Origin of the sequence: Streptomyces sp. CS113, from assembly GCF_002188365.1 — a bacterium.
GTDB classification, from domain to species: Bacteria; Actinomycetota; Actinomycetes; order Streptomycetales; family Streptomycetaceae; genus Streptomyces; species Streptomyces tendae.
In genome coordinates this window covers 7399258-7416908 of the sequence record NZ_KZ195574.1, presented here as the reverse complement: position 1 = coordinate 7416908, position 17651 = coordinate 7399258, and the positions used below count along the sequence as shown (strand labels likewise).

The 17651-nt window shown below is 74.1% G+C and carries 14 protein-coding genes; 9 read left to right on the top strand and 5 right to left on the bottom strand.

From position 1 onward, the window contains the following. The first annotated feature begins 5 nt into the window (after positions 1 to 5). The 4 genes from B9W62_RS33470 (at position 6) to B9W62_RS33455 (ending at position 8275) form a co-directional block, all read left to right on the top strand. Positions 6 to 1175, top strand: coding sequence for an ATP-binding protein (locus B9W62_RS33470; protein WP_087810660.1), 1170 nt, complete (start codon positions 6 to 8; stop codon positions 1173 to 1175). A 5-nt stretch (positions 1176 to 1180) separates the two neighbouring features. Further along, positions 1181 to 4978: a vWA domain-containing protein gene (locus tag B9W62_RS33465; RefSeq protein WP_087810659.1), complete on the top strand. Its 3798-nt coding sequence runs from the start codon at positions 1181 to 1183 to the stop codon at positions 4976 to 4978. Continuing rightward, positions 4975 to 7044: an SWIM zinc finger family protein gene (locus B9W62_RS33460; protein ID WP_087810658.1), complete on the top strand. Its 2070-nt coding sequence runs from the start codon at positions 4975 to 4977 to the stop codon at positions 7042 to 7044. Before B9W62_RS33465 ends, B9W62_RS33460 begins: the two co-directional genes overlap by 4 nt. 205 nt (positions 7045 to 7249) lie before the next feature. Beyond that, the gene (locus B9W62_RS33455; RefSeq protein WP_087810657.1) at positions 7250 to 8275 is read left to right on the top strand and encodes a LacI family DNA-binding transcriptional regulator; all 1026 of its coding nucleotides are present in this window, start codon (positions 7250 to 7252) and stop codon (positions 8273 to 8275) included. A 285-nt stretch (positions 8276 to 8560) separates the two neighbouring features. Here B9W62_RS33455 and B9W62_RS39810 read toward each other — a convergent pair. Beyond that, a protein-coding gene (locus B9W62_RS39810) for an IS5 family transposase (protein ID WP_256976609.1) occupies positions 8561 to 9378 on the bottom strand; the annotation gives its coding sequence in 2 pieces (ribosomal slippage) (positions 8561 to 9027 and positions 9027 to 9378; 819 coding nt in all). A 70-nt stretch (positions 9379 to 9448) separates the two neighbouring features. On the opposite strand from B9W62_RS39810, the gene B9W62_RS33440 reads away from it, so the two are divergent. The 3 genes from B9W62_RS33440 to B9W62_RS33430 all read left to right on the top strand — a co-directional run bounded on the left by B9W62_RS33440 (position 9449) and on the right by B9W62_RS33430 (position 12428). Next, positions 9449 to 10558 carry a glycoside hydrolase family 12 protein gene (locus tag B9W62_RS33440; RefSeq protein WP_087810656.1) on the top strand — a complete coding sequence of 370 codons (1110 nt, stop codon included), beginning with the start codon at positions 9449 to 9451 and terminating at the stop codon, positions 10556 to 10558. A 205-nt stretch (positions 10559 to 10763) separates the two neighbouring features. Continuing rightward, positions 10764 to 11855, top strand: coding sequence for a lytic polysaccharide monooxygenase (locus B9W62_RS33435; protein ID WP_087810655.1), 1092 nt, complete (start codon positions 10764 to 10766; stop codon positions 11853 to 11855). A gap of 147 nt (positions 11856 to 12002) precedes the next feature. Then, the gene (locus tag B9W62_RS33430; RefSeq protein ID WP_087810654.1) at positions 12003 to 12428 is read left to right on the top strand and encodes a luciferase domain-containing protein; all 426 of its coding nucleotides are present in this window, start codon (positions 12003 to 12005) and stop codon (positions 12426 to 12428) included. Here B9W62_RS33430 and B9W62_RS33425 read toward each other — a convergent pair. Then, positions 12391 to 13992, bottom strand: a complete 1602-nt coding sequence (locus B9W62_RS33425) for an MFS transporter (protein ID WP_087810653.1) — start codon at positions 13990 to 13992, stop codon at positions 12391 to 12393. The genes B9W62_RS33430 and B9W62_RS33425 overlap by 38 nt on opposite strands. A 263-nt stretch (positions 13993 to 14255) precedes the next feature. Further along, the gene (locus B9W62_RS33420) at positions 14256 to 14759 is read right to left on the bottom strand and encodes a MarR family winged helix-turn-helix transcriptional regulator (RefSeq protein WP_087810652.1); all 504 of its coding nucleotides are present in this window, start codon (positions 14757 to 14759) and stop codon (positions 14256 to 14258) included. A 122-nt stretch (positions 14760 to 14881) separates the two neighbouring features. Between B9W62_RS33420 and B9W62_RS33415 the strand changes: the two genes are divergently transcribed. Then, positions 14882 to 15250 (top strand): DUF779 domain-containing protein, encoded by a 369-nt coding sequence (locus B9W62_RS33415; protein ID WP_087812208.1) that lies wholly within the window; start codon positions 14882 to 14884, stop codon positions 15248 to 15250. A 24-nt stretch (positions 15251 to 15274) separates the two neighbouring features. Here B9W62_RS33415 and B9W62_RS33410 read toward each other — a convergent pair whose 3' ends face one another. After that, positions 15275 to 15844 (bottom strand): TetR/AcrR family transcriptional regulator, encoded by a 570-nt coding sequence (locus tag B9W62_RS33410; protein ID WP_087810651.1) that lies wholly within the window; start codon positions 15842 to 15844, stop codon positions 15275 to 15277. A gap of 99 nt (positions 15845 to 15943) precedes the next feature. Between B9W62_RS33410 and B9W62_RS33405 the strand changes: the two genes are divergently transcribed. Then, the gene (locus B9W62_RS33405) at positions 15944 to 17434 is read left to right on the top strand and encodes an MDR family MFS transporter (RefSeq protein ID WP_087810650.1); all 1491 of its coding nucleotides are present in this window, start codon (positions 15944 to 15946) and stop codon (positions 17432 to 17434) included. Here the strand turns inward: B9W62_RS33405 and B9W62_RS33400 are convergent. Next, positions 17424 to 17618 (bottom strand): hypothetical protein, encoded by a 195-nt coding sequence (locus B9W62_RS33400; RefSeq protein ID WP_003977636.1) that lies wholly within the window; start codon positions 17616 to 17618, stop codon positions 17424 to 17426. The two genes, B9W62_RS33405 and B9W62_RS33400, sit on opposite strands and share 11 nt — an antisense overlap. Positions 17619 to 17651 lie beyond the last annotated feature (33 nt).

The window sequence follows — 17651 nt, the reverse complement described above, 5'->3', positions numbered from 1 at the left end:
CGTCGATGACCACCACCCTCTCCCCGGACACCGCCCGTCAGATCGTGCCGCCCGAGGACCGGTACGCATCCGAACTGGCCTTCCTCGCCGCCTACGACGACGGTCCGCGCCCGCCCGCCTGGCGGCTCACGCCCCGCGCCGTGGTCACCTTCGTCATGGGCAGCGACGGCCGTGCCCTGCGGCTGCCCGAGGGCGCCGAGGCACCCGAGGGCGTACCGCGCCGGCTGGTGGTGGAGGGCAAGTTCGTGGGTGACCGGGCGCTGGTCGAGCGGTGCGTCGTCACGCTCGCCGGGGAGCGCGGACTGCTGCTCGTCGGCGAGCCCGGCACCGCCAAGTCCCTGCTGTCCGAACTGCTGTCGGCGGCCGTGTGCGGCACCAGCGGCCTGGTGGTGCAGGGCACGGCGGGCACCACCGAGGACCAGCTCAAGTACGGCTGGAACTACGCGCTGCTGCTCGCCCAGGGGCCCAGCCGGACCGCACTCGTGCCCTCCCCGGTCCTGACCGCGATGACCAGGGGCGGCATCGCCCGCGTCGAGGAGGTGACCCGTTGTCTGCCGGAGGTGCAGGACGCCCTGGTCTCCCTGCTCTCCGAGCGGCGCATCGCCGTTCCCGAACTCTCCGGCACCGACGACGCCCTGGCGCATGCCGCCCCCGGTTTCAACCTCATCGCCACCGCCAACCTGCGCGACAAGGGCGTCTCCGAGATGTCCGCGGCCCTCAAGCGCCGCTTCAACTTCGAGACGGTCGGCCCGATCCCGGACCTCGACGCCGAGACGGCCCTGGTCCGCAGCCAGGCACGGGCCTCGGTCGAACGGGCCGGCGCGCCCTTCAAGGTGGACGAGGCGGTCCTGGAGGCACTGGTCGTCGCCTTCCGCGACCTGCGCGAGGGCCGGTCCGCGGAGGGCTGGGAGGTCGAGCGCCCCTCCACGGTCATGAGCACCGCGGAGGCCGTGTCGGTCGCGGGCGCGCTGGGGCTGGCCGCGGCGTACTTCCCCGGGGACCGCGACGTACTGGGCCTGCTGCCGGGGCATCTGCTCGGCGTGGTCCGCAAGGACGACCCCGCCGACGCGGCGCGGCTGCGCGGGTACTGGGACGGTCCGGTCCGGCGGCGCGCCGAGCAGGGTTCCGCCACCTGGCGCACCCTGTGGGACCTGCGCACGGTCCTGGAGGGCTGACCGCCGTGTCCCGCACCGCGCCCTCCCCCGGCTCCCCGTCCCTCTCCTCCGCTCCCGCCGCGTTCACATCCGCGGAGCAGGCGGTCGCGGCGCTCACCGGTCCCGGGGTGCCGTTCCTCATCGGCGTACGGCATCACGCGCCGTCCCTGGCCGCGGCCGTGCCCCTGCTCCTCGACCGGGCCGCGCCGGACGTCCTGTTGGTCGAGCTGCCCGCCGAGATGCAGGAATGGCTGCCCTGGCTGGGCCACGAGGAGACGCGGGCGCCGGTCGCGCTGGCCGCGGCCAGTCGGGAGGAGGGGGCGGGGACGGCCTTCTATCCGTTCGCGGACTTCTCCCCGGAGCTGGCCGCCGTGCGCTGGGCCGCCCGGCAGGGCGTTCCGGTCGTCGCCTGCGACCTGCCGTTGGCCGACCGGACGTGGCGGGAGGGGAGGCGCCGCCCGGAAGCACCCACCGCGCACCCCGGCGCAGACGTGCCGGAGCCGGACCGTTCCCGGCTCGGCACGGTCCTGCGGGCGCGGCTCACCGGCCGTCCCGGCGAGGATCTGTGGGACCGCCTTGTCGAGGCGGCGGCACCGGGGTCGGGGCCGGAGTCGTTGCGCCGCGCCGCGCTCCTGACCGGCTGGGCCCTGCGCGAGGAGGCTGTCGCCTCCGTGGGCGTACCCGACCTGGATCTGCGCCGCGAGGCGTGGATGCGCTCCCGGCTGGCCGCCGCCACCGCGGACGGTGCGCGGGCCGCCCTGGTCGTGGGCGCCTTCCACGCTCCGGCACTGGTCTCCCCGCAAGCCGCGGCCGAACCGGAACGGGACGACTCCGGCGACGGTGCCGGCCCTGCCGACCGGCCCGGCTGGGTCACGTCCCTGATCCCGTACACGTACGCCCTCCTGGACGAGCGGTCCGGCTACCCGGCGGGTATCCGGGACCCCGAGTGGCAGCACCTGGTGGTGCGGGCGGCCGGTGATCCGGCCGCGCTCGCGGAGGCGTTGACGCACACGGCCGTACGGGTGTGTGCGGCGTTGCGCGGCCTCGGGCACCCGTCGGGGCCCGCCGACGCGCGCGAGATCGTGCGGGTGGCCTCGGACCTGGCCCGGCTGCGCGGACTGCCGGCGGCAGGCCGGGGCGAGTTGGTCGAGGCGGTGCAGACGGTACTCGCGCAGGGCGAGCCGTACGGCAGGGGGAGGGCCGTCGCCAGGGCGATGGAACAGGTCCTCGTCGGCGCGCGCAGCGGCCGCCCGGCCCCGGGCGCACCGCGCAGCGGACTCGCTCCGGCGGTCGAGGCCGAGTTGGCGGCTCTCGGGCTGCCCGGCCCGGGGCCGGTCGGCGCGCCGGCGCCGAGGAGGGGCGGCGGCGCGCGGGGCGGCGGCGCGCCGGGCACCACCGCGTCGGCCGCGGTCCCGACCGCGCGGGATCTGCGTCTGGACCCGCTGCGGTCCGGCCTCGACCGTGCGCGCGACCTGTTGCTTCGCCGCCTGACGGTCTGCGGCGTGCCCTACGCCGAGGCGCGGGGCGTCGTCGGTGCGGGCGGCGCCGAGACGTTGACGACACGGTGGGAGGTGCGCTGGACACCGGCCACCGAGGCGATGCTGTCCGCGGTCGGCGTGCACGGTGTCACGCCCGCCCAGGCCGCCGAGGGGGTGCTGCGCGAGCGGTGGCGGACGGAGCGGGACGAGGGCGGCCCCACCGCCGCGCAGACCCTGGACGGGCTCCGGCAGGCGGCCGAGTGCGGCCTGCCGGACCTCGCGGACGCACGCCTCACGGAGACCGCCGAGGTGCTGCCGGGCGCCGCCGCGCTGCCCGAACTCCTCACCGGGCTGGGCCTTCTGGATCGGCTGCGGGCGGGGCATGTCCCGGGGCTGGGTGCCGACGAGGAGCGTGCGGCCCGGGCCACCGCCGTGGCCGCGCTGCTCACCGCCGCGGCGGTACGCCAGGTGGACGGGCTCAGCGGTGCCGAGGACCCGGCCGACGCGCACGCCCTGCTGGAGCTCGCCCACCGCGCCGACGTGCTCGGCGGCGTCCGGCTGACCGACGCGCTGGCCCGGCTGGCCCATGAGGGGTCCCCGCTGATGCGCGGCGCCGCCGGGGCCGTCCGGGTGCTCCTGGGGCACGAGGACCCCGGCGTGTTCGGCGAACGCGTCGTGTCCTGGGTCGACGCCGCCCGCGACCCCGCTTCCCGCTCCGCGCTCACCGCCCGGCTCGCGGGGCTGCTGACGGCCGCGGGTCCGCTGCTGGAGTCGGCGGCCCCGGCGCTCGAGCCGCTCCTCGACCGGGTGTCGGAGCTGGCCGACCGGGAGTTCCTGGACCGGCTGCCGGCGTTGCGCGGCGGTTTCGACACACTCAGCCCGGCCGCGCGCGACCGTCTCCTGTCCGTCGTCGAGGAGCGTCTGGGCACCGACCGGACGGCCGACACGGGCGGGGTGGATCCGGTCGCGCTCGCCCTGTGGACCCGCGCGGACCTCATGGCCCGGGCCACCCTCGGCGGTCTCCGGCTGCTGCCCCCCGCCGTCCCCACACGTACGCCCCACGAGTCCGCCGAGCCCCGCACCCACCGGCCCGGAGAGGCGAACGAAGGCGACGAGGCCGACCGGGCCGACACGCCCGACGCCACAGCCACAGCCACAGCCACATCAACTTCCGCAGCCGCAGCCACAGCCGCAGGTGCCGCCGCCGCGTCCCTCCCCGCCGAGGAACGTCACCTGGACCCCGCCGACCGCTGGCGGCTGGTGCTCGGCCGACGTACCGACCGGCTGTCTCCGGCGGCGGCCGCGCCGGCCACCGCGTTGGACGAGCTGTACGGCAGCGGGCGGGGCGAGGGCAGCCGGGGCGACCTGACCGGCCCGGGCCGGGGCGGCTCGGGCGGCGGGCGGCAGGCCCCGTATCCGAGTGTGCGGGAGTGGTCGGAGGAACTGACGGCGCTGTTCGGGCCGGGTATCCGCGAGGAGGTCCTGGCGGCCGCGGCCGCGTCGGGCCGGCCCGACGTCTTGGCCGAACTGGACCCGGACAGCGTGCGGCCCTCCGTCGACCTGCTGCGCACCGTGCTGCGGCATGCGGGAGGCCTGCCCGAGGCACGGCTGGCCGCGCTCCGGCCGCTCGTGCGGCGGCTGGTCGAGGCGCTGACCCGGGAGTTGGCCACCCGGTTGCGCCCGGCGCTGCACGGCACCGTCGTGCCGCGTCCGAGCCGCCGCCCGGGCGGCGGCCTGGATCTGCCCCGCACGCTGCGGGCCAACCTGGCGTCGGCGCACCGCGGTCCGGACGGCACGGTCCGGGTCCTTCCGGAGCGCCCCGTCTTCCGCACCCGGGCCAAGAGGTCCGCCGACTGGCGGCTGATCCTGGTGACGGACGTGTCGGGGTCCATGGAGGCGTCCACGGTCTGGGCCGCTCTCACCGCATCGGTGCTGGCGGGCGTGCCCACGCTCTCCACGCATTTCCTGGCCTTCTCCACGGAGGTCATGGACCTCACCGACCACGTCGACGATCCGCTGTCCCTGCTGCTCGAAGTCAGCGTGGGCGGCGGCACGCACATCGCCGCGGGGCTGCGGCACGCCCGGGAGCTCGTCACCGTGCCGTCCCGCACCCTCGTGGTCGTCGTCAGCGACTTCGAGGAGGGCTATCCGCTGGGCGGACTCCTCGCCGAGGTCCGCGCCCTGGTCGGGTCCGGCTGTCATGTGCTGGGGTGTGCCAGCCTCGACGACGCGGGCCGCCCGCGGTACTCGACCGGGGTGGCGGGGCAGCTCGTCGCCGCGGGCATGCCGGTCGCCGCGCTCAGTCCACTCGAACTCGCCCGCTGGGTAGGGGAGAAGATCGCATGAGCCCGCTCCTCCCCCCGGTCGACCCCTCGGTGACCGCCCAGCTCGTCGCGGCGCTGACACCCAGGCTGCGCAAGCGGCTGGACGCGGGTGTCGCCAAGCTCGCCGGGCGGCCTGTCGCCCGGGACGGCGACCTCGTGCGCATCGCGGTCGACGACGACACCGACCTCGAACTGCACGCTCCCGACGGGGTCGTGACGCGTGCCGAGGCGATCCGCTGCGGGTGCCTGCTCGCCCCCGACTGCCTGCACCGGGCCGCCGCGGCGTCGGCGGCGCCAATCGCCGAGATTCCGGAACCGGTGGCCGGGGAGCCACCGCTCACGGAAGCGAAGCGTCCGGCGCCTCCGGCGTCCGTCCCGGTCACGGCTCCCCCTGCGGCCCCCGGGACCGCTGCCACCGACGACCGCACCGCCTCCGACGACCTCGCCCCCGACGACCCCGCTCCCGAAACGGCCACCCCGACCCAGCGCACGGCCGCGGTCGCCCTGCACGACGCTGCGGCAGCCGTGCTGGAGGCGGGCGCCGACGGAGCCGGGGCCGTGCTTCAGGCGGAGCTGCTGCGGGCGGCGCACACCGCGCGACTCGCCGGCCTCCCGCGCGCGGCCGGCCGTGCCGTCGCCGTGGTCACGGCGCTGCGCGCGGCCCGTGGCGCCGACCCCGCCCACCGCCTCGGCGACCTCACCACGGCTCTGCGCGATGTCCTGGTCCTCGCGCACCGCCTCCCGGGAGCCACCGGTCGGGAACTGGCCGGGCTGCGCGGCAGGGTACGCCAGCCGTACACGCCGGACGGGTCGCTGCGCCTGTACGGGCTCTTCGCCGAGCCGGTCCTCACGTCGACCGGACACGCGGGCACCGTGACCTGGACCGCCGATGCCGCGGGGCGGCTCTACACGGTCCCGGACGTGGCCCCGGGCGGCGCGGAACGGGCCGTGGGCTCGGCGGACCGGGCCGTGCGCATCGGCGACACCTCGCTGACCCCTCGTGAACTGTCCCGCGCCGGACTCGCCGTGTCCGGGGCCACGGTCTCCCCGACGGGCCGCCTGGGCGCGGGGGCGGGCGTACGCGCCGTGCGCGCGCCCGGCGCCTCCTGGCACACCGAGCCACTCGACCGACTGTGGGCGGTGCCGGTGGCCGAGCAGATCGCCCGTGCCCTGGCGAGCGACCTGGACGTGCCGACGGCGAAGGCCAAGGACACCGACCCGGGCGGTAAAGCCGGTGACGGCGATGACGCCGGTGACACTCGTGACACCCGTGACACCCGTGACACCGGTGACGGCACCCGCGTTCCCACCGCGCAGGACGGCCGGGACGGACAAGATCTGCTGTTCCTCGACGTCACACTCGTCGGCACGGTCCGCGAGGCGGCGGGCGAGTGTCTCCTCGCCGACTGCGACGGTCTGACGGTCCGGCTCGCCGCCGCGCACGACGACCCCGCGCTGCCCGACCGGGAGAACCTCCGGCTCCTCGCCCTCCTCGCCCGCGAGGGCGGCCCGGGCACCCGGCTGCGCGTGGTCGCCCGGCTCACGCCCGCCCCGCTGCCCCGTGCGGTACTGCTGGCGGCGAGCCGCCCCACCGATCCGGACACGCACGTCGACCTCGGTCTCGACCGGCTCCGTCGCGCGGACCTGCCCGCGGATCCGACGGCGGGCGCCCCGGGCACCTCGGACACCTCGGGCGCCCCGGGCACCTCGGGCGACGCTGGCAACGCCCGGCCCGCGCCCACCATTCAGCCTGGGATCGCGCCCGACGAGGCTCCCGTGCACCTGCTGCGGCGCCGGGTCCACCAGGCCGCGTCCGGCGGCCGCCGCGTGCTCGCCTTCCCCGGGAGCAAGGAGTCCGAGGCCGCCCGCCTGCGCCGGTACGGTCTCGGGACCGCCGGTGAGCTGCTCACCGCGCTGCACGCCGCGGCGGCGGAACGGGCGCGCGACCCCTTCGGCCGCCTGCTCCCGGCCGACACCGGGCGCTTCGCCACGGCATGGCTGGGCGCGGCCGTCTACACGGAGGTGGTCGACCGCGCCCTGTGCGCCGCCGCGTGGGGCGCGAGTCCACCCGGACCCGCGTCTCGGTGATCTCGCCACTCCCGCGCTCGCCAGGGGGCGGGCGGCTCGGTCGGCCGCTCCCTCGCCCTCCGCACCCTCACCATCGCCCCGCCGCACCCACACCATCGCCCCGTCGCACCCTCGCAATCGCCCCTCCGCACCCTCGCGATCACCCGCCGAGCACGGACGGCTCGCCGTAGTATTCGGATGATCTCGTGGGGGAAGGCGGGCCGACATGGGCAGGCAGCGTCCCGGTACGCCGACGCTGGAGGAGGTGGCCGCCCTCGCAGGCGTGGGCCGGGGCACCGTCTCAAGGGTGATCAACAACGCGACCGGCGTGCGCGAGTCCACGCGCCGCGCCGTGCAGCGGGCCGTCGCCGAGCTGGGGTACGTGCCGAATCTCGCGGCCCGTTCCCTGGCGGGGCACCGGGCGGACGCCGTCGCGCTGGTGATGACGGAGCCGGACTGGCGGCTGTTCGGGGAGCCGTTCTTCACCGAGATCGTCCACGCCGTCGGCGACGCCCTCACCGACACCCCGTTGCAGCTGCTGCTCACCCTGGTCCGGACGGAGACCGAGCGGCGGCGCTTCGTGGAGTACGCGCGCGGCGGCCGGGTGGACGGGGTGCTGCTCATGTCCGTGCACGCCGAGGATCCGCTGCCGGACATGCTCGCCGAGGCGGGGCTGCCCACGGTCATGCTGGGTCGGCGTTCCGGCGAGGAGAGCGTCACCTACGTCGACGCCGACAACGCGGGCGGTGCGCGCGGCGCGGTCACACATCTGCTGGACACCGGCCGCGGCACGATCGGGGCGATCAGCGGGCCGCTCGACATGTACGTCGCGCAGTGCCGTCTGCGCGGGTACCGGGAGGCCCTGGAGCCGGCGGGTGTCCCGGCGGGGGCGTCGCTGGTGGTCGAGGGGGACGACTTCACGGAGGAGAGCGGACACCGGGCGATGACCGAACTGCTCGCCCGGCACCCGGATCTCGACGCGGTCTTCGCCGCCTCGGACACGCTGGCGGCCGGGGCGCTCAACGCGCTGCGCGCGGCGGGCCGACGGGTGCCGCAGGACGTCGCCGTGATCGGCTTCGACGACTTCCACCCGGCCCGTCCCACGGACCCGCCGCTGACGACGGTCCGGCAGCCGCTGGAGGAGATCGGCCGCACGATGGTGCGGCTGCTCCTAGAGGAGATGGAGGACCCCGCCGTCGCCTGGCGGCACGTCATCCTCCGCACCGAACTGGTGCTCCGGGACTCCGCCTGACCCGACTTGACCGACGGGAGCGCTCCCGGCGGGACCGCTCCCATCTGCGCCTTCGAGATTCGTTCGACAACTCTGGCGCGCACAGTCTTGTCAGGAACATGAACCGCTTCTACAGTCCCAACAACCGGTAAGTGGGAGCGCTCCCATCAGTGGGGAGTTGGGAGCGCTCCCGCACCGGCCCCTGCTTCCCCCACCCCTCCCCCTCGCTCCCCCCACCCCTCCCGGAGAGGTCCCATGCGAACGCCACGGCCTCAAGACCGCACCCGGCGCGGCCTCTTAGAGGTCCTAACAAAGGCGTTGGACGTGGCGGTGGGTGATGAGGCAGACGGCGAGTCCGAGGAAGGCTTCGTGGATGTCGTCGCGTCGTTCCCAGCGGATGCGCAGGCGGCGGAAGCCGTGCAGCCAGGCGATCGTGCGCTCGACAACGTAGCGGAAGATGCCCAGGCCGGTGCCGTGTGGCTCGCCCCGTCTGGCGATCACGGGCCGGATGCCGCGCTGCCAGAGCTGGCGGCGGTAGATGTCGTGGTCGTAGCCGCGGTCGGCCAGCAGAGCGTCCGGCCGCCGGCGGGGCCTGCCGACCCGGCCCGCGACGGGTGGGATCTTGTCGAGGAGGGGCAGCAGCTGGGTGACGTCATTGCGGTTTCCGCCGGTCAGCGATACCGCGAGCGGGATGCCCTGACCGTCGACGATGAGGTGGTGCTTGCTGCCCGGCCGTGCGCGGTCGACCGGGCTCGGTCCGCTTTTGGGCCCCGTCGGGCAGCCCGCACGTGCGAGGAGTCGATCACCGCCCGCTCCCAGTCCAGCCGGTCCTTCGACCTCAGCTCGTTCAGCAGCAGCTGGTGGAGCTGGTCCCAGACGCCGGCCTCGTTCCAGGCCGCAAGGCGCCGCCAGCAGGTCATGCCCGAGCCGAAGCCGAGTTCCTGGGGGAGGTACTCCCACTGGATGCCGGTGTGCAGCACGAAGAGGATTCCGCACAGGGCCTGCCGGTCCGGCACCCGCGGTCTGCCCTGGACCTTCTTCGGACCTGGCGTCGGCAGCAACGGCTCGACCAGCGACCACAGTTCATCCGACACGATCCACGGCCGCGACTGACGGTTTCCCATACCCAGACCTACGAGCAGAGAGGCCGACAGCCTCATGATCAGCGGCTTTTGTTAGAGCCAGTTAGGCGCTCTGGGCGCGGCCCTGTCGACCTTCACCCTTCTCGCGTCACTCGTGTCCGCCGCGGCCCCGGCCCAGGCGGACACCACGATCTGCGAGCCCTTCGGCACGACGACGATCCAGGGACGCTACGTCGTCCAGAACAACCGCTGGGGCTCCAGCGCCACCCAGTGCGTCACCGCCACCGACACCGGTTTCCGCGTCACGCAGGCCGACGGTTCGGCGCCGACCAACGGGGCACCGAAGTCGTATCCGTCGGTCTTCAACGGCTGCCACTACACGACCTGTTCGCCGGGCACCAACCTCCCGGCCCGGCTCGACACCGTCTCTCGCGCGCCGTCCAGCATCTCGTACGGCTTCGTCGACACCGCCGTCTACAACGCCTCGTACGACATATGGCTGGACCCGACCCCCCGGACCGACGGGGTCAACCAGACGGAGATCATGATCTGGTTCAACAGGGTGGGCCCGATCCAGCCCATCGGCTCGCCGGTGGGCACGGCCACCGTCGGCGGACGCACCTGGGAGGTGTGGAGCGGCGGCAACGGCTCCAACGACGTGCTGTCCTTCGTGGCACCCTCGGCGGTCACCGGCTGGAGCTTCGACGTCATGGACTTCGTCCGGGCGACCGTGGCGCGCGGACTCGCCGAGGACGACTGGTACCTGACGAGCGTGCAGGCGGGCTTCGAGCCCTGGCAGAACGGCGCCGGGCTGGCGGTGAACTCCTTCTCCTCCACCGTCGAGACCGACGGTACCCCGGGCGGCACGGACCCCGATCCCGACCCCGGCGGCCCGGGCGGCGCGTCGGCGTGCGCGGTGTCGTACGGCACGAACGTATGGCAGGACGGTTTCACCGCGGACGTCACCGTCACCAACACCGGTACGGCCCCCGTCGACGGCTGGCGGCTCGCCTTCACCCTGCCCTCGGGCCAGCGGATCACCAACGCCTGGAACGCCTCCGTCGCACCGTCGACGGGCGCGGTCACGGCGACCGGCGCGAGTCACAACGCCCGGATCGCCCCCGGCGGCAGCCTGTCGTTCGGCTTCCAGGGCACATACGGCGGAGCCTTCGCCGAGCCGGCCGCCTTCCGCCTCAACGACGCCGACTGCACCGCGGCGTAGCGGCCCGCCCCGCCCCACCGCTCCTCGCCCGTCCGGTCGAAGCGCCCGCCCCGGACGGGCGGGGACTCCACTCTCGATCTTGTCATGTACGACTCACACATGTGCACGACTTGCACAACTCACACGTGTGCACGACCCACGCACGTTTACGACTCACGCACGGTCACACATCTGCTCACCCACGGACCGGAACCAGGAGACCCCTATGGTTCGACGCACCAGATTCCTTTCACTGGCGGCGGTACTGGCCACCCTGCTGAGTTCGCTCGGCGTGGCCCTCCTCTTCGGGCAGGGGCGGGCCGAGGCACACGGCGTGGCGATGATGCCCGGGTCCCGCACCTACCTGTGCCAGCTGGACGCCAAGACCGGCACCGGCGCCCTCGACCCGACGAACCCGGCCTGTCAGTCCGCGCTCGACCAGAGCGGCGCGACGGCCCTGTACAACTGGTTCGCCGTGCTCGACTCCAACGCGGGCGGCCGCGGCGTTGGTTACGTGCCGGACGGCACCCTGTGCAGCGCCGGCGACCGCTCCCCGTACGACTTCTCCGCCTACAACGCCGCCCGCTCGGACTGGCCCCGCACGCATCTGACGTCGGGGGCGACGATCCCGGTGCAGTACAGCAACTGGGCGGCCCACCCGGGCGACTTCCGGGTGTACCTGACCAAGCCGGGCTGGTCGCCCACGTCCGAGCTGGGCTGGGACGACCTGGAGCTGATCCAGACGGTGACCGATCCGGCCCAGCAGGGCTCGCCGGGCACCGACGGGGGCCACTACTACTGGGATCTCGCGCTGCCCTCGGGCCGCTCGGGCGACGCACTGATCTTCATGCAGTGGGTGCGTTCGGACAGCCAGGAGAACTTCTTCTCCTGCTCGGACGTCGTCTTCGACGGCGGCAACGGAGAGGTCACCGGCATCCGCGGTTCCGGCAGTACTCCGGACCCGGACCCGACGCCGACCCCCACGGACCCGACGGACCCGCCGCACACCGGTTCCTGCATGGCCGTGTACTCCGTGGAGAACTCCTGGAGCGGCGGCTTCCAGGGCTCGGTCGAGGTGATGAACCACGGCACCGAGCCGCTGAACGGCTGGGCCGTGCAGTGGCAGCCGGGCGGCGGGACCACGCTCGGCGGGGTGTGGAACGGTTCGCTGTCCAGCGGCTCCGACGGTACCGTCACGGTCCGGAACGTGGACCACAACCGCGTCGTACCACCGGACGGCAGCGTGACCTTCGGCTTCACCGCCACCTCGACCGGCAACGACTTCCCGGTCGACTCGATCGGCTGCGTGGCTCCCTGACGCGAACTCGGGCACACGCCCCGGCAACGCCCTGACGCACGTCGGGACACGGTCGGCGGGACCCTGCGGGCTCCCGCCGACCTCACGTGCCGGTTACGAATCGCTCAACCTCTGGTTGCGGAGCGGTGATCGGGCGACGATAGGGCCATGACTCCGGCCCAGCGCGCCTTTGAGCGGCTGCACGCCTGGCCCGACCTCTCGGCGGGTCCGGCCAGTTGCGGAACCGGACGGGCCCTGTGCTCCGTCCGCGACGAGATCGTCCACTTCCACTCGGACCGGGACGTGGACCTCCACCTCACCCACCGGGCCATCCAGCGCTTCCAGTACGACCTCGGCGGCTCCACCGCCATCCGTCTGGTGCCCGGCTCCCGTTGGGTGACCGTGCACCTGGACTGCGAAGCGGACGTCGACCTGCTGCTGAGCCTGGTGAGCATCGCGCTCAAGGCCCACCAGTCCCGGCCCCCGGCCGACATCGCCCCCGGTGCTGCGGGGCCAGCGGGTCTCCCGGCGTCCCCGGGGTGCAACTTCCACCGGGTCACGGTGCTTCCGCGCGCCGCGGCCGGGGAGGCCTGAGTCCGGCCGCGGCGAGGGCCGCGCCGAGCACGCAGAGGGCGCCCGTGACGACCACGGCCACGTGGACGCCGTTCATGAACGCCTGCCCGCTGCCCTCCACCACGGCGGCCCGCAGCCCGGCCGGCATGTCGCCGGAGACGGGTGCCACGCCCATCGCCACGGCGTCCCTGGCCTCCTGGAGGCCGTCGGCCACGGCCGGGGGCACGCCCGCGCCGGTCAGCTCGCCGGTGAGGGTGCCGCCCACCTTGGCGCTGATCAGGGAGACCAGCACGGAGGTGCCGAGCGCGCCGCCGATCTGGAGGGTCGTCGCCTGGAGACCTCCCGCCACACCGCCGTCCCGGACGGGGGCGTTGCCGACGATGGCGTCGGAGGAGGCGGCCATCACCATGCCGACGCCGAGGCCGAGCGCGATGAAGGGCGGCCACATCGTGGCGTAGGAGGAGTCGGTCTGCCAGGTGAGCATGCCGAAGCAGGAGGCCGCCTGGAGCAGCATGCCCAGCGGCATGGTCAGCCGGGGCCCGTAGCGCTGGGTCAGGATCGCGCCCAGGGGCGAGGCGACCAGCGAGGCGAGGCTGAGCGGGAGCGTCCGCACACCCGCCTCGACCGGCGTGAAGCCCCGCACGTTCTGTAGGTAGAGCATGACGAAGAAGATCACGCCGAGCATCACGAAGAAGTTCAGCGCGGTGACGACCGCGCCGATGGTCAGCGCACGGCTGCGGAACAGGCGCATGGGCAGCAGCGGGTGCGCCACGCGGGTCTCGTAGCGGCCGAACACCAGCAGGAGTACGAGGCCGGCGGCGACGGCGCCGAGGGTGCCGGCGGAGGTCCAGCCCCAGGTCTCGCCCTTGACGACGCCGAAGACGACGGCGAGGAGGCCGAGGGCGAGCAGGACGAGGCCGGGTATGTCGAAGCGCTCGCGGGCCGCGGCGTTGCGGCTCTCCGGCAGGACGAGGGCGCCGAAGGCGATGGCGGCGACACCGATGGGGGCGTTGATGTAGAACACCGACTCCCAGTCGACGTGCTCCACGAGAAGGCCGCCGACGATGGGCCCGAGGGCCGTGGCGACGGCGGAGACCATGGCCCAGATGCCGACGGCCATGCCGAACTTCCTGGGCGGGAAGACGGAGCGGAGCAGTCCGAGGGTGTTGGGCATCAGCAGTCCCCCGAAGGCGCCCTGGAGGGCGCGGAAGGCGACGACGCCCTCGATCGAACCGGACAGGCCGATGGCGACGGAGGCGAGGGTGAAGCCGGCGACTCCCACCAGGTAGTACGTGCGGCGGCCGAAGCGGTCGCCGAGCTTGCCACCCAGGATGAGGGTGGCGGCGAGGGCCAGCAGGTAGGCGTTGGTCACCCACTGGAGCTGGGCGGTGGAGGCGTGCAGGTCGCTGCCGATCTCGGGGTTGGCGATGGCGACGACGGACCCGTCGAGCTGGACCATGAAGAGGCCGAACGCGACGGCGAGGAGGGTCAGCCAGGGATTGGACCGCAGCCGGCCGGCCGCCCGTGGGGCGGTGTCGGTCTCGGCCGCGGGCGTGGCGGAGTGGTCCACGGAGGTGGAGGGCATGGAGGAGCTTCGCTTCCGATGTCGGAGTGGTGCGGGAAAGGATCGGCGCGCCGCCAGGGCGGATACCCGGCACGGCGGACGCCGCGAGCGGCAGGTAGGCAGTTCGGCGGACGCCGCGAGAGGCCGGTAGGCAACTCGGCGGACGCCGCGAGAGGCAGGTACGCGGCACGGCGGACGCCACGAAGGCGGGCGCGTGGGTCAGAGGGACACAGCGGGGGGCGAGCCCGTGGCTCAGCGGGACACCGCGGGGGCCGGCCCGTGGCTCACAGGGACGCCGCGAAGCGGGCCCGTGGGTCAGCGGGCGCCGGGCGGAGGTGCCGCGTCAACGCGTCGAGGGCGTCCAGGGCGGAGCCGAGCGCGCCCCGCTGTCCCTCGGTGAGGGAGGTCAGGGCGTGGCGGATGAACGCGGTCTCCAGTTCCCGCACCTCGGACACCCGTTCACGCGCCGTGGCGGTGAGGTGGAGGTGGGCGATCCGCTTGTCGTCGCTGTCCCGCCGGCGTTCCAGGTCGCCCCGCTCGGTGAGCTGGGAGACCAGGGCGCTGACGTTGTTCGGCTTCATCAGCAGGGCCTCGGCGGCCTCGCGCACCGTGACGCCCTCGTGCTGCGCGACGAACCGCAGCAGGGCGAGTTGGCCCTCGGTGGGCTTGGGGTGCGGGTACCGGGCGGTGACCTGTCGGTCCAGCGCCCGGTGCAGCGCGGGAAGGCACGCCGCGAGCCCGGAGGCCACGCGGTCGATGTCCCGCCGAGGGGTGCTGGAGTCGGTCACCCCGAGACAATAGATATGGCCGGATAGGTATGTCAAAAGAGGCACCTTGCGCAGGACGCGGCCGGCCCGCCCCGGGTGCCGCGCAACGCACTCGCAACGTTCCCCGTGCTGGCATGGGCGGCATGGGTGACACATACAGGGAGACCCCGCGCGTCGAGCTGACCCCCGAGGCGTCCGCATGGCTGCGCCGGCTCCGCGAGGCGCACGGCCCGCTGATGTTCCACCAGTCGGGCGGCTGCTGCGACGGCAGCGCCCCCATGTGCTATCCCGCCGGCGAGTTCCGCACCGGCGCCGCCGACGTCCTGCTCGGCGAACTGGCCGTCGAGGGTGTGGCGGAGCCGGTGGAGTTCTGGATGTCGCGCAGCCAGTACGAGGCGTGGCGTCACACCCGGCTGATCGTGGACGTCGTGCCGGGCCGCGGCAGCGGCTTCTCGCTGGAGGCGCCCGAGGGGGTGCGCTTCCTCATCCGCTCCCGCGTGCTGGACGCCTGAGGCCGGCCCCCTCCCCCTCGGCCGTCAGCGCACCAGGGGAAGGAAGATCGTGTCGACGATCTCCTCGACGACGTCGTCGGGGACCGGCGCGAGGGTCGCGAGGATCTCCTGGCGCAGCAGGTCGAAGGGGAGGGACCTGACGCGCCCGGTGAGCCGTTCCGGCCTGGCCTCGCCGCGCGCGACGGCCCGGTCGTAGACCTCGGCGAGCGCGTCCGCGGATTTGCCGCGGGCCGCGTCGAGCAGGTCTCCGGGGTTGGTGCCGGTCTCCTGGTAGTAGCCGGCCAGGTGCGCGTACATGAGGATGACGAGCCGGACGTTGGCGGTGCCGATCTCCCGCATGAGGGCGAGGACGTCCCCCCGCAGGCTTCCCGTGTCGGGTGTGTCGACGCGCGCTTCCTCCAGGGCGTGGGCGACGGCCGCCCTGGCCAGTTCGTCGCGGTGCGCCCAGCGGCGGTACAGCACCGGCGGGCTGGTGCCCGCGCGCCTGACGACGGCGTCCATGGTGAACCTGGCGTAGCCGCGCTCGGCGAGTTCGCCCCAGGCCGCGTCCAGGAGCGCCTTCTCCAGTGCCGCTCCGCGGCGCCGCTGCGCCATCCACGCCCCCTCGCTTGGGAAAGAGTTGTCTTTCTTACTCTATCGCCCTACCCTGCCGAGAGTAAGAAAGAGTGCCCTATCTTAAGGAGGTGGGGGATCATGAGCACCCCCCACGGGACCGCGCCCACGACGCCGGGTCCCGATCGCGTCGACCCCGCCGTGTGGCGCATCGGGGCCACCCTCGTCGTGGGCGCGCTCGCCGTCGTCTTCGACACCACCGTCGTCAGCGTCGCGCTGGGCGACCTGGCGACGGCGTTCGACGCCCCGCTGGCCACCGTCCAGTGGGTGAGCACCGGCTATCTGCTGGCGGTGTTCGTCACCATCCCGCTCGCCGTGTGGGCCCAGTCGCGCTTCGGCGGCCGACGGCTGTGGATCGCGGCACTGGGCGGGTTCCTGCTCGGCTCGGTCCTGAGCGCGCTGGCGTGGAACGCCACGAGTCTGATCGTCTTCCGTGTCGTCCAGGGCCTGGCGGGCGGCATCATGATGCCGCTCATGGCCACGCTGCTCATGCAGGCGGCCGAGGGCCGCCGTCCGGGCAAGGTGATGGCGATCATCACCGTGCCCACCGCGCTCGGCCCGATCCTCGGGCCGGTCCTGGGCGGTCTCGTCCTGCATCTGGCCGACTGGCGCTGGATGTTCCTCGTCAACATCCCGTTCTGCGCCGTCGGCGGATGGCTGGCCCTGCGGAACCTCCCCGACGACCGGCCGGAGCCCGGCGGCCCCCGCGTCCGCCTGGACGTGATCGGCCTGCTCCTGCTCTGCCCGGGCGTCACCGCCCTGGTCTACGGCCTGTCCCGGGTCGAGGGCGGCACGGGCTTCACCGGCGCCGCGGTCCTCGTGCCGCTGCTCGGCGGACTCGCCCTCGTCGGCGGCTTCACCGTCCGGTCCCTGACCCGCCCCGGCGGCTCCCTGGTCGACCTGCGGCTGTTCCGCCACCGCGCGGTGGCCTCCTCCGCCACCCTGCTCTTCCTGGGCGGCATCGCGCTGTACGGGCCGATGATGCTGCTTCCGCTGTACTTCCAGCAGGTTCGCGGCGAGGACGCCCTCGGCGCCGGGCTCCTGCTCGTCCCGCAGGGTGCCGGGGCGCTGCTCGCGCGCGGCCTGGCGGGCCGGTACCTGGACCGCGTCGGCCCCCGCCGCGTCGCCGTCGCCGCCTTCGCCCTCGTCGCGGTGGCCACGGTGCCGTTCGCCTTCGTCACCGCCGACTCCGGCGGGACCCCGCTCATGGCCGCGCTGTTCGTCCGCGGCATCGCGCTCGGCGCCGCCATGATCGCGCCGATGGGCGCCGCCTACGTCGGACTGCGCCACCGGGAGATCCCCGACGCCGGTGTCATCACCCGCGTCGCCCAGCAGATCGGCGGCTCGGTGGGGATCGCCGTGCTCGCCGTCGTCCTGCAACACGCCTCGCTCGGCGCCCACGGCCCGAGCGCCCTGGCCGACGCCTTCGACCGGGCCTTCTGGTGGTCGGTGGCGCTCACCGCTCTCGCCGTCCCGCTGTGCCTGCTGCTGCCCGGCCGGCCGCAACTCCCGCCCCCAGCCGGGGCGGCGCGGACCGCCGCGGCGGCCGGTCCCCGCCGTCCTAAGGTCTGAGGCTCCCCACGATGTCCGCCGTCGCGGTCAGTCCGCTGTTGATGGTCGGGGCGATGCTCGTGCTCGCCAGGTAGAAGCCGAGCAGCAGGCACACCAGTGCGTGCGAGACCTTCAGCCCGCCGTTGCGCAGGAAGAGCACCGCCAGGATGGACAGCAAGAGCACCACAGAGATGGAAACGGCCATCGTCAACCTCCTCCGCCACGTCCACTTCGCGGC

What these genes read in the sequence shown, in the direction of transcription:
- B9W62_RS33400 (WP_003977636.1), bottom strand. Translation starts at nt 17,618, where the DNA reads ATGGCCGTTTCCATCTCTGTGGTGCTCTTGCTGTCCATCCTGGCGGTG.
- B9W62_RS33425 (WP_087810653.1), bottom strand. Translation starts at nt 13,992, where the DNA reads ATGCCCTCCACCTCCGTGGACCACTCCGCCACGCCCGCGGCCGAGACC.
- B9W62_RS33460 (WP_087810658.1), top strand. Translation starts at nt 4,975, where the DNA reads ATGAGCCCGCTCCTCCCCCCGGTCGACCCCTCGGTGACCGCCCAGCTC.
- B9W62_RS33410 (WP_087810651.1), bottom strand. Translation starts at nt 15,844, where the DNA reads ATGGCGCAGCGGCGCCGCGGAGCGGCACTGGAGAAGGCGCTCCTGGAC.
- B9W62_RS33415 (WP_087812208.1), top strand. Translation starts at nt 14,882, where the DNA reads ATGGGTGACACATACAGGGAGACCCCGCGCGTCGAGCTGACCCCCGAG.
- B9W62_RS33405 (WP_087810650.1), top strand. Translation starts at nt 15,944, where the DNA reads ATGAGCACCCCCCACGGGACCGCGCCCACGACGCCGGGTCCCGATCGC.
- B9W62_RS33430 (WP_087810654.1), top strand. Translation starts at nt 12,003, where the DNA reads ATGACTCCGGCCCAGCGCGCCTTTGAGCGGCTGCACGCCTGGCCCGAC.
- B9W62_RS33455 (WP_087810657.1), top strand. Translation starts at nt 7,250, where the DNA reads ATGGGCAGGCAGCGTCCCGGTACGCCGACGCTGGAGGAGGTGGCCGCC.
- B9W62_RS33435 (WP_087810655.1), top strand. Translation starts at nt 10,764, where the DNA reads ATGGTTCGACGCACCAGATTCCTTTCACTGGCGGCGGTACTGGCCACC.
- B9W62_RS33470 (WP_087810660.1), top strand. Translation starts at nt 6, where the DNA reads ATGACCACCACCCTCTCCCCGGACACCGCCCGTCAGATCGTGCCGCCC.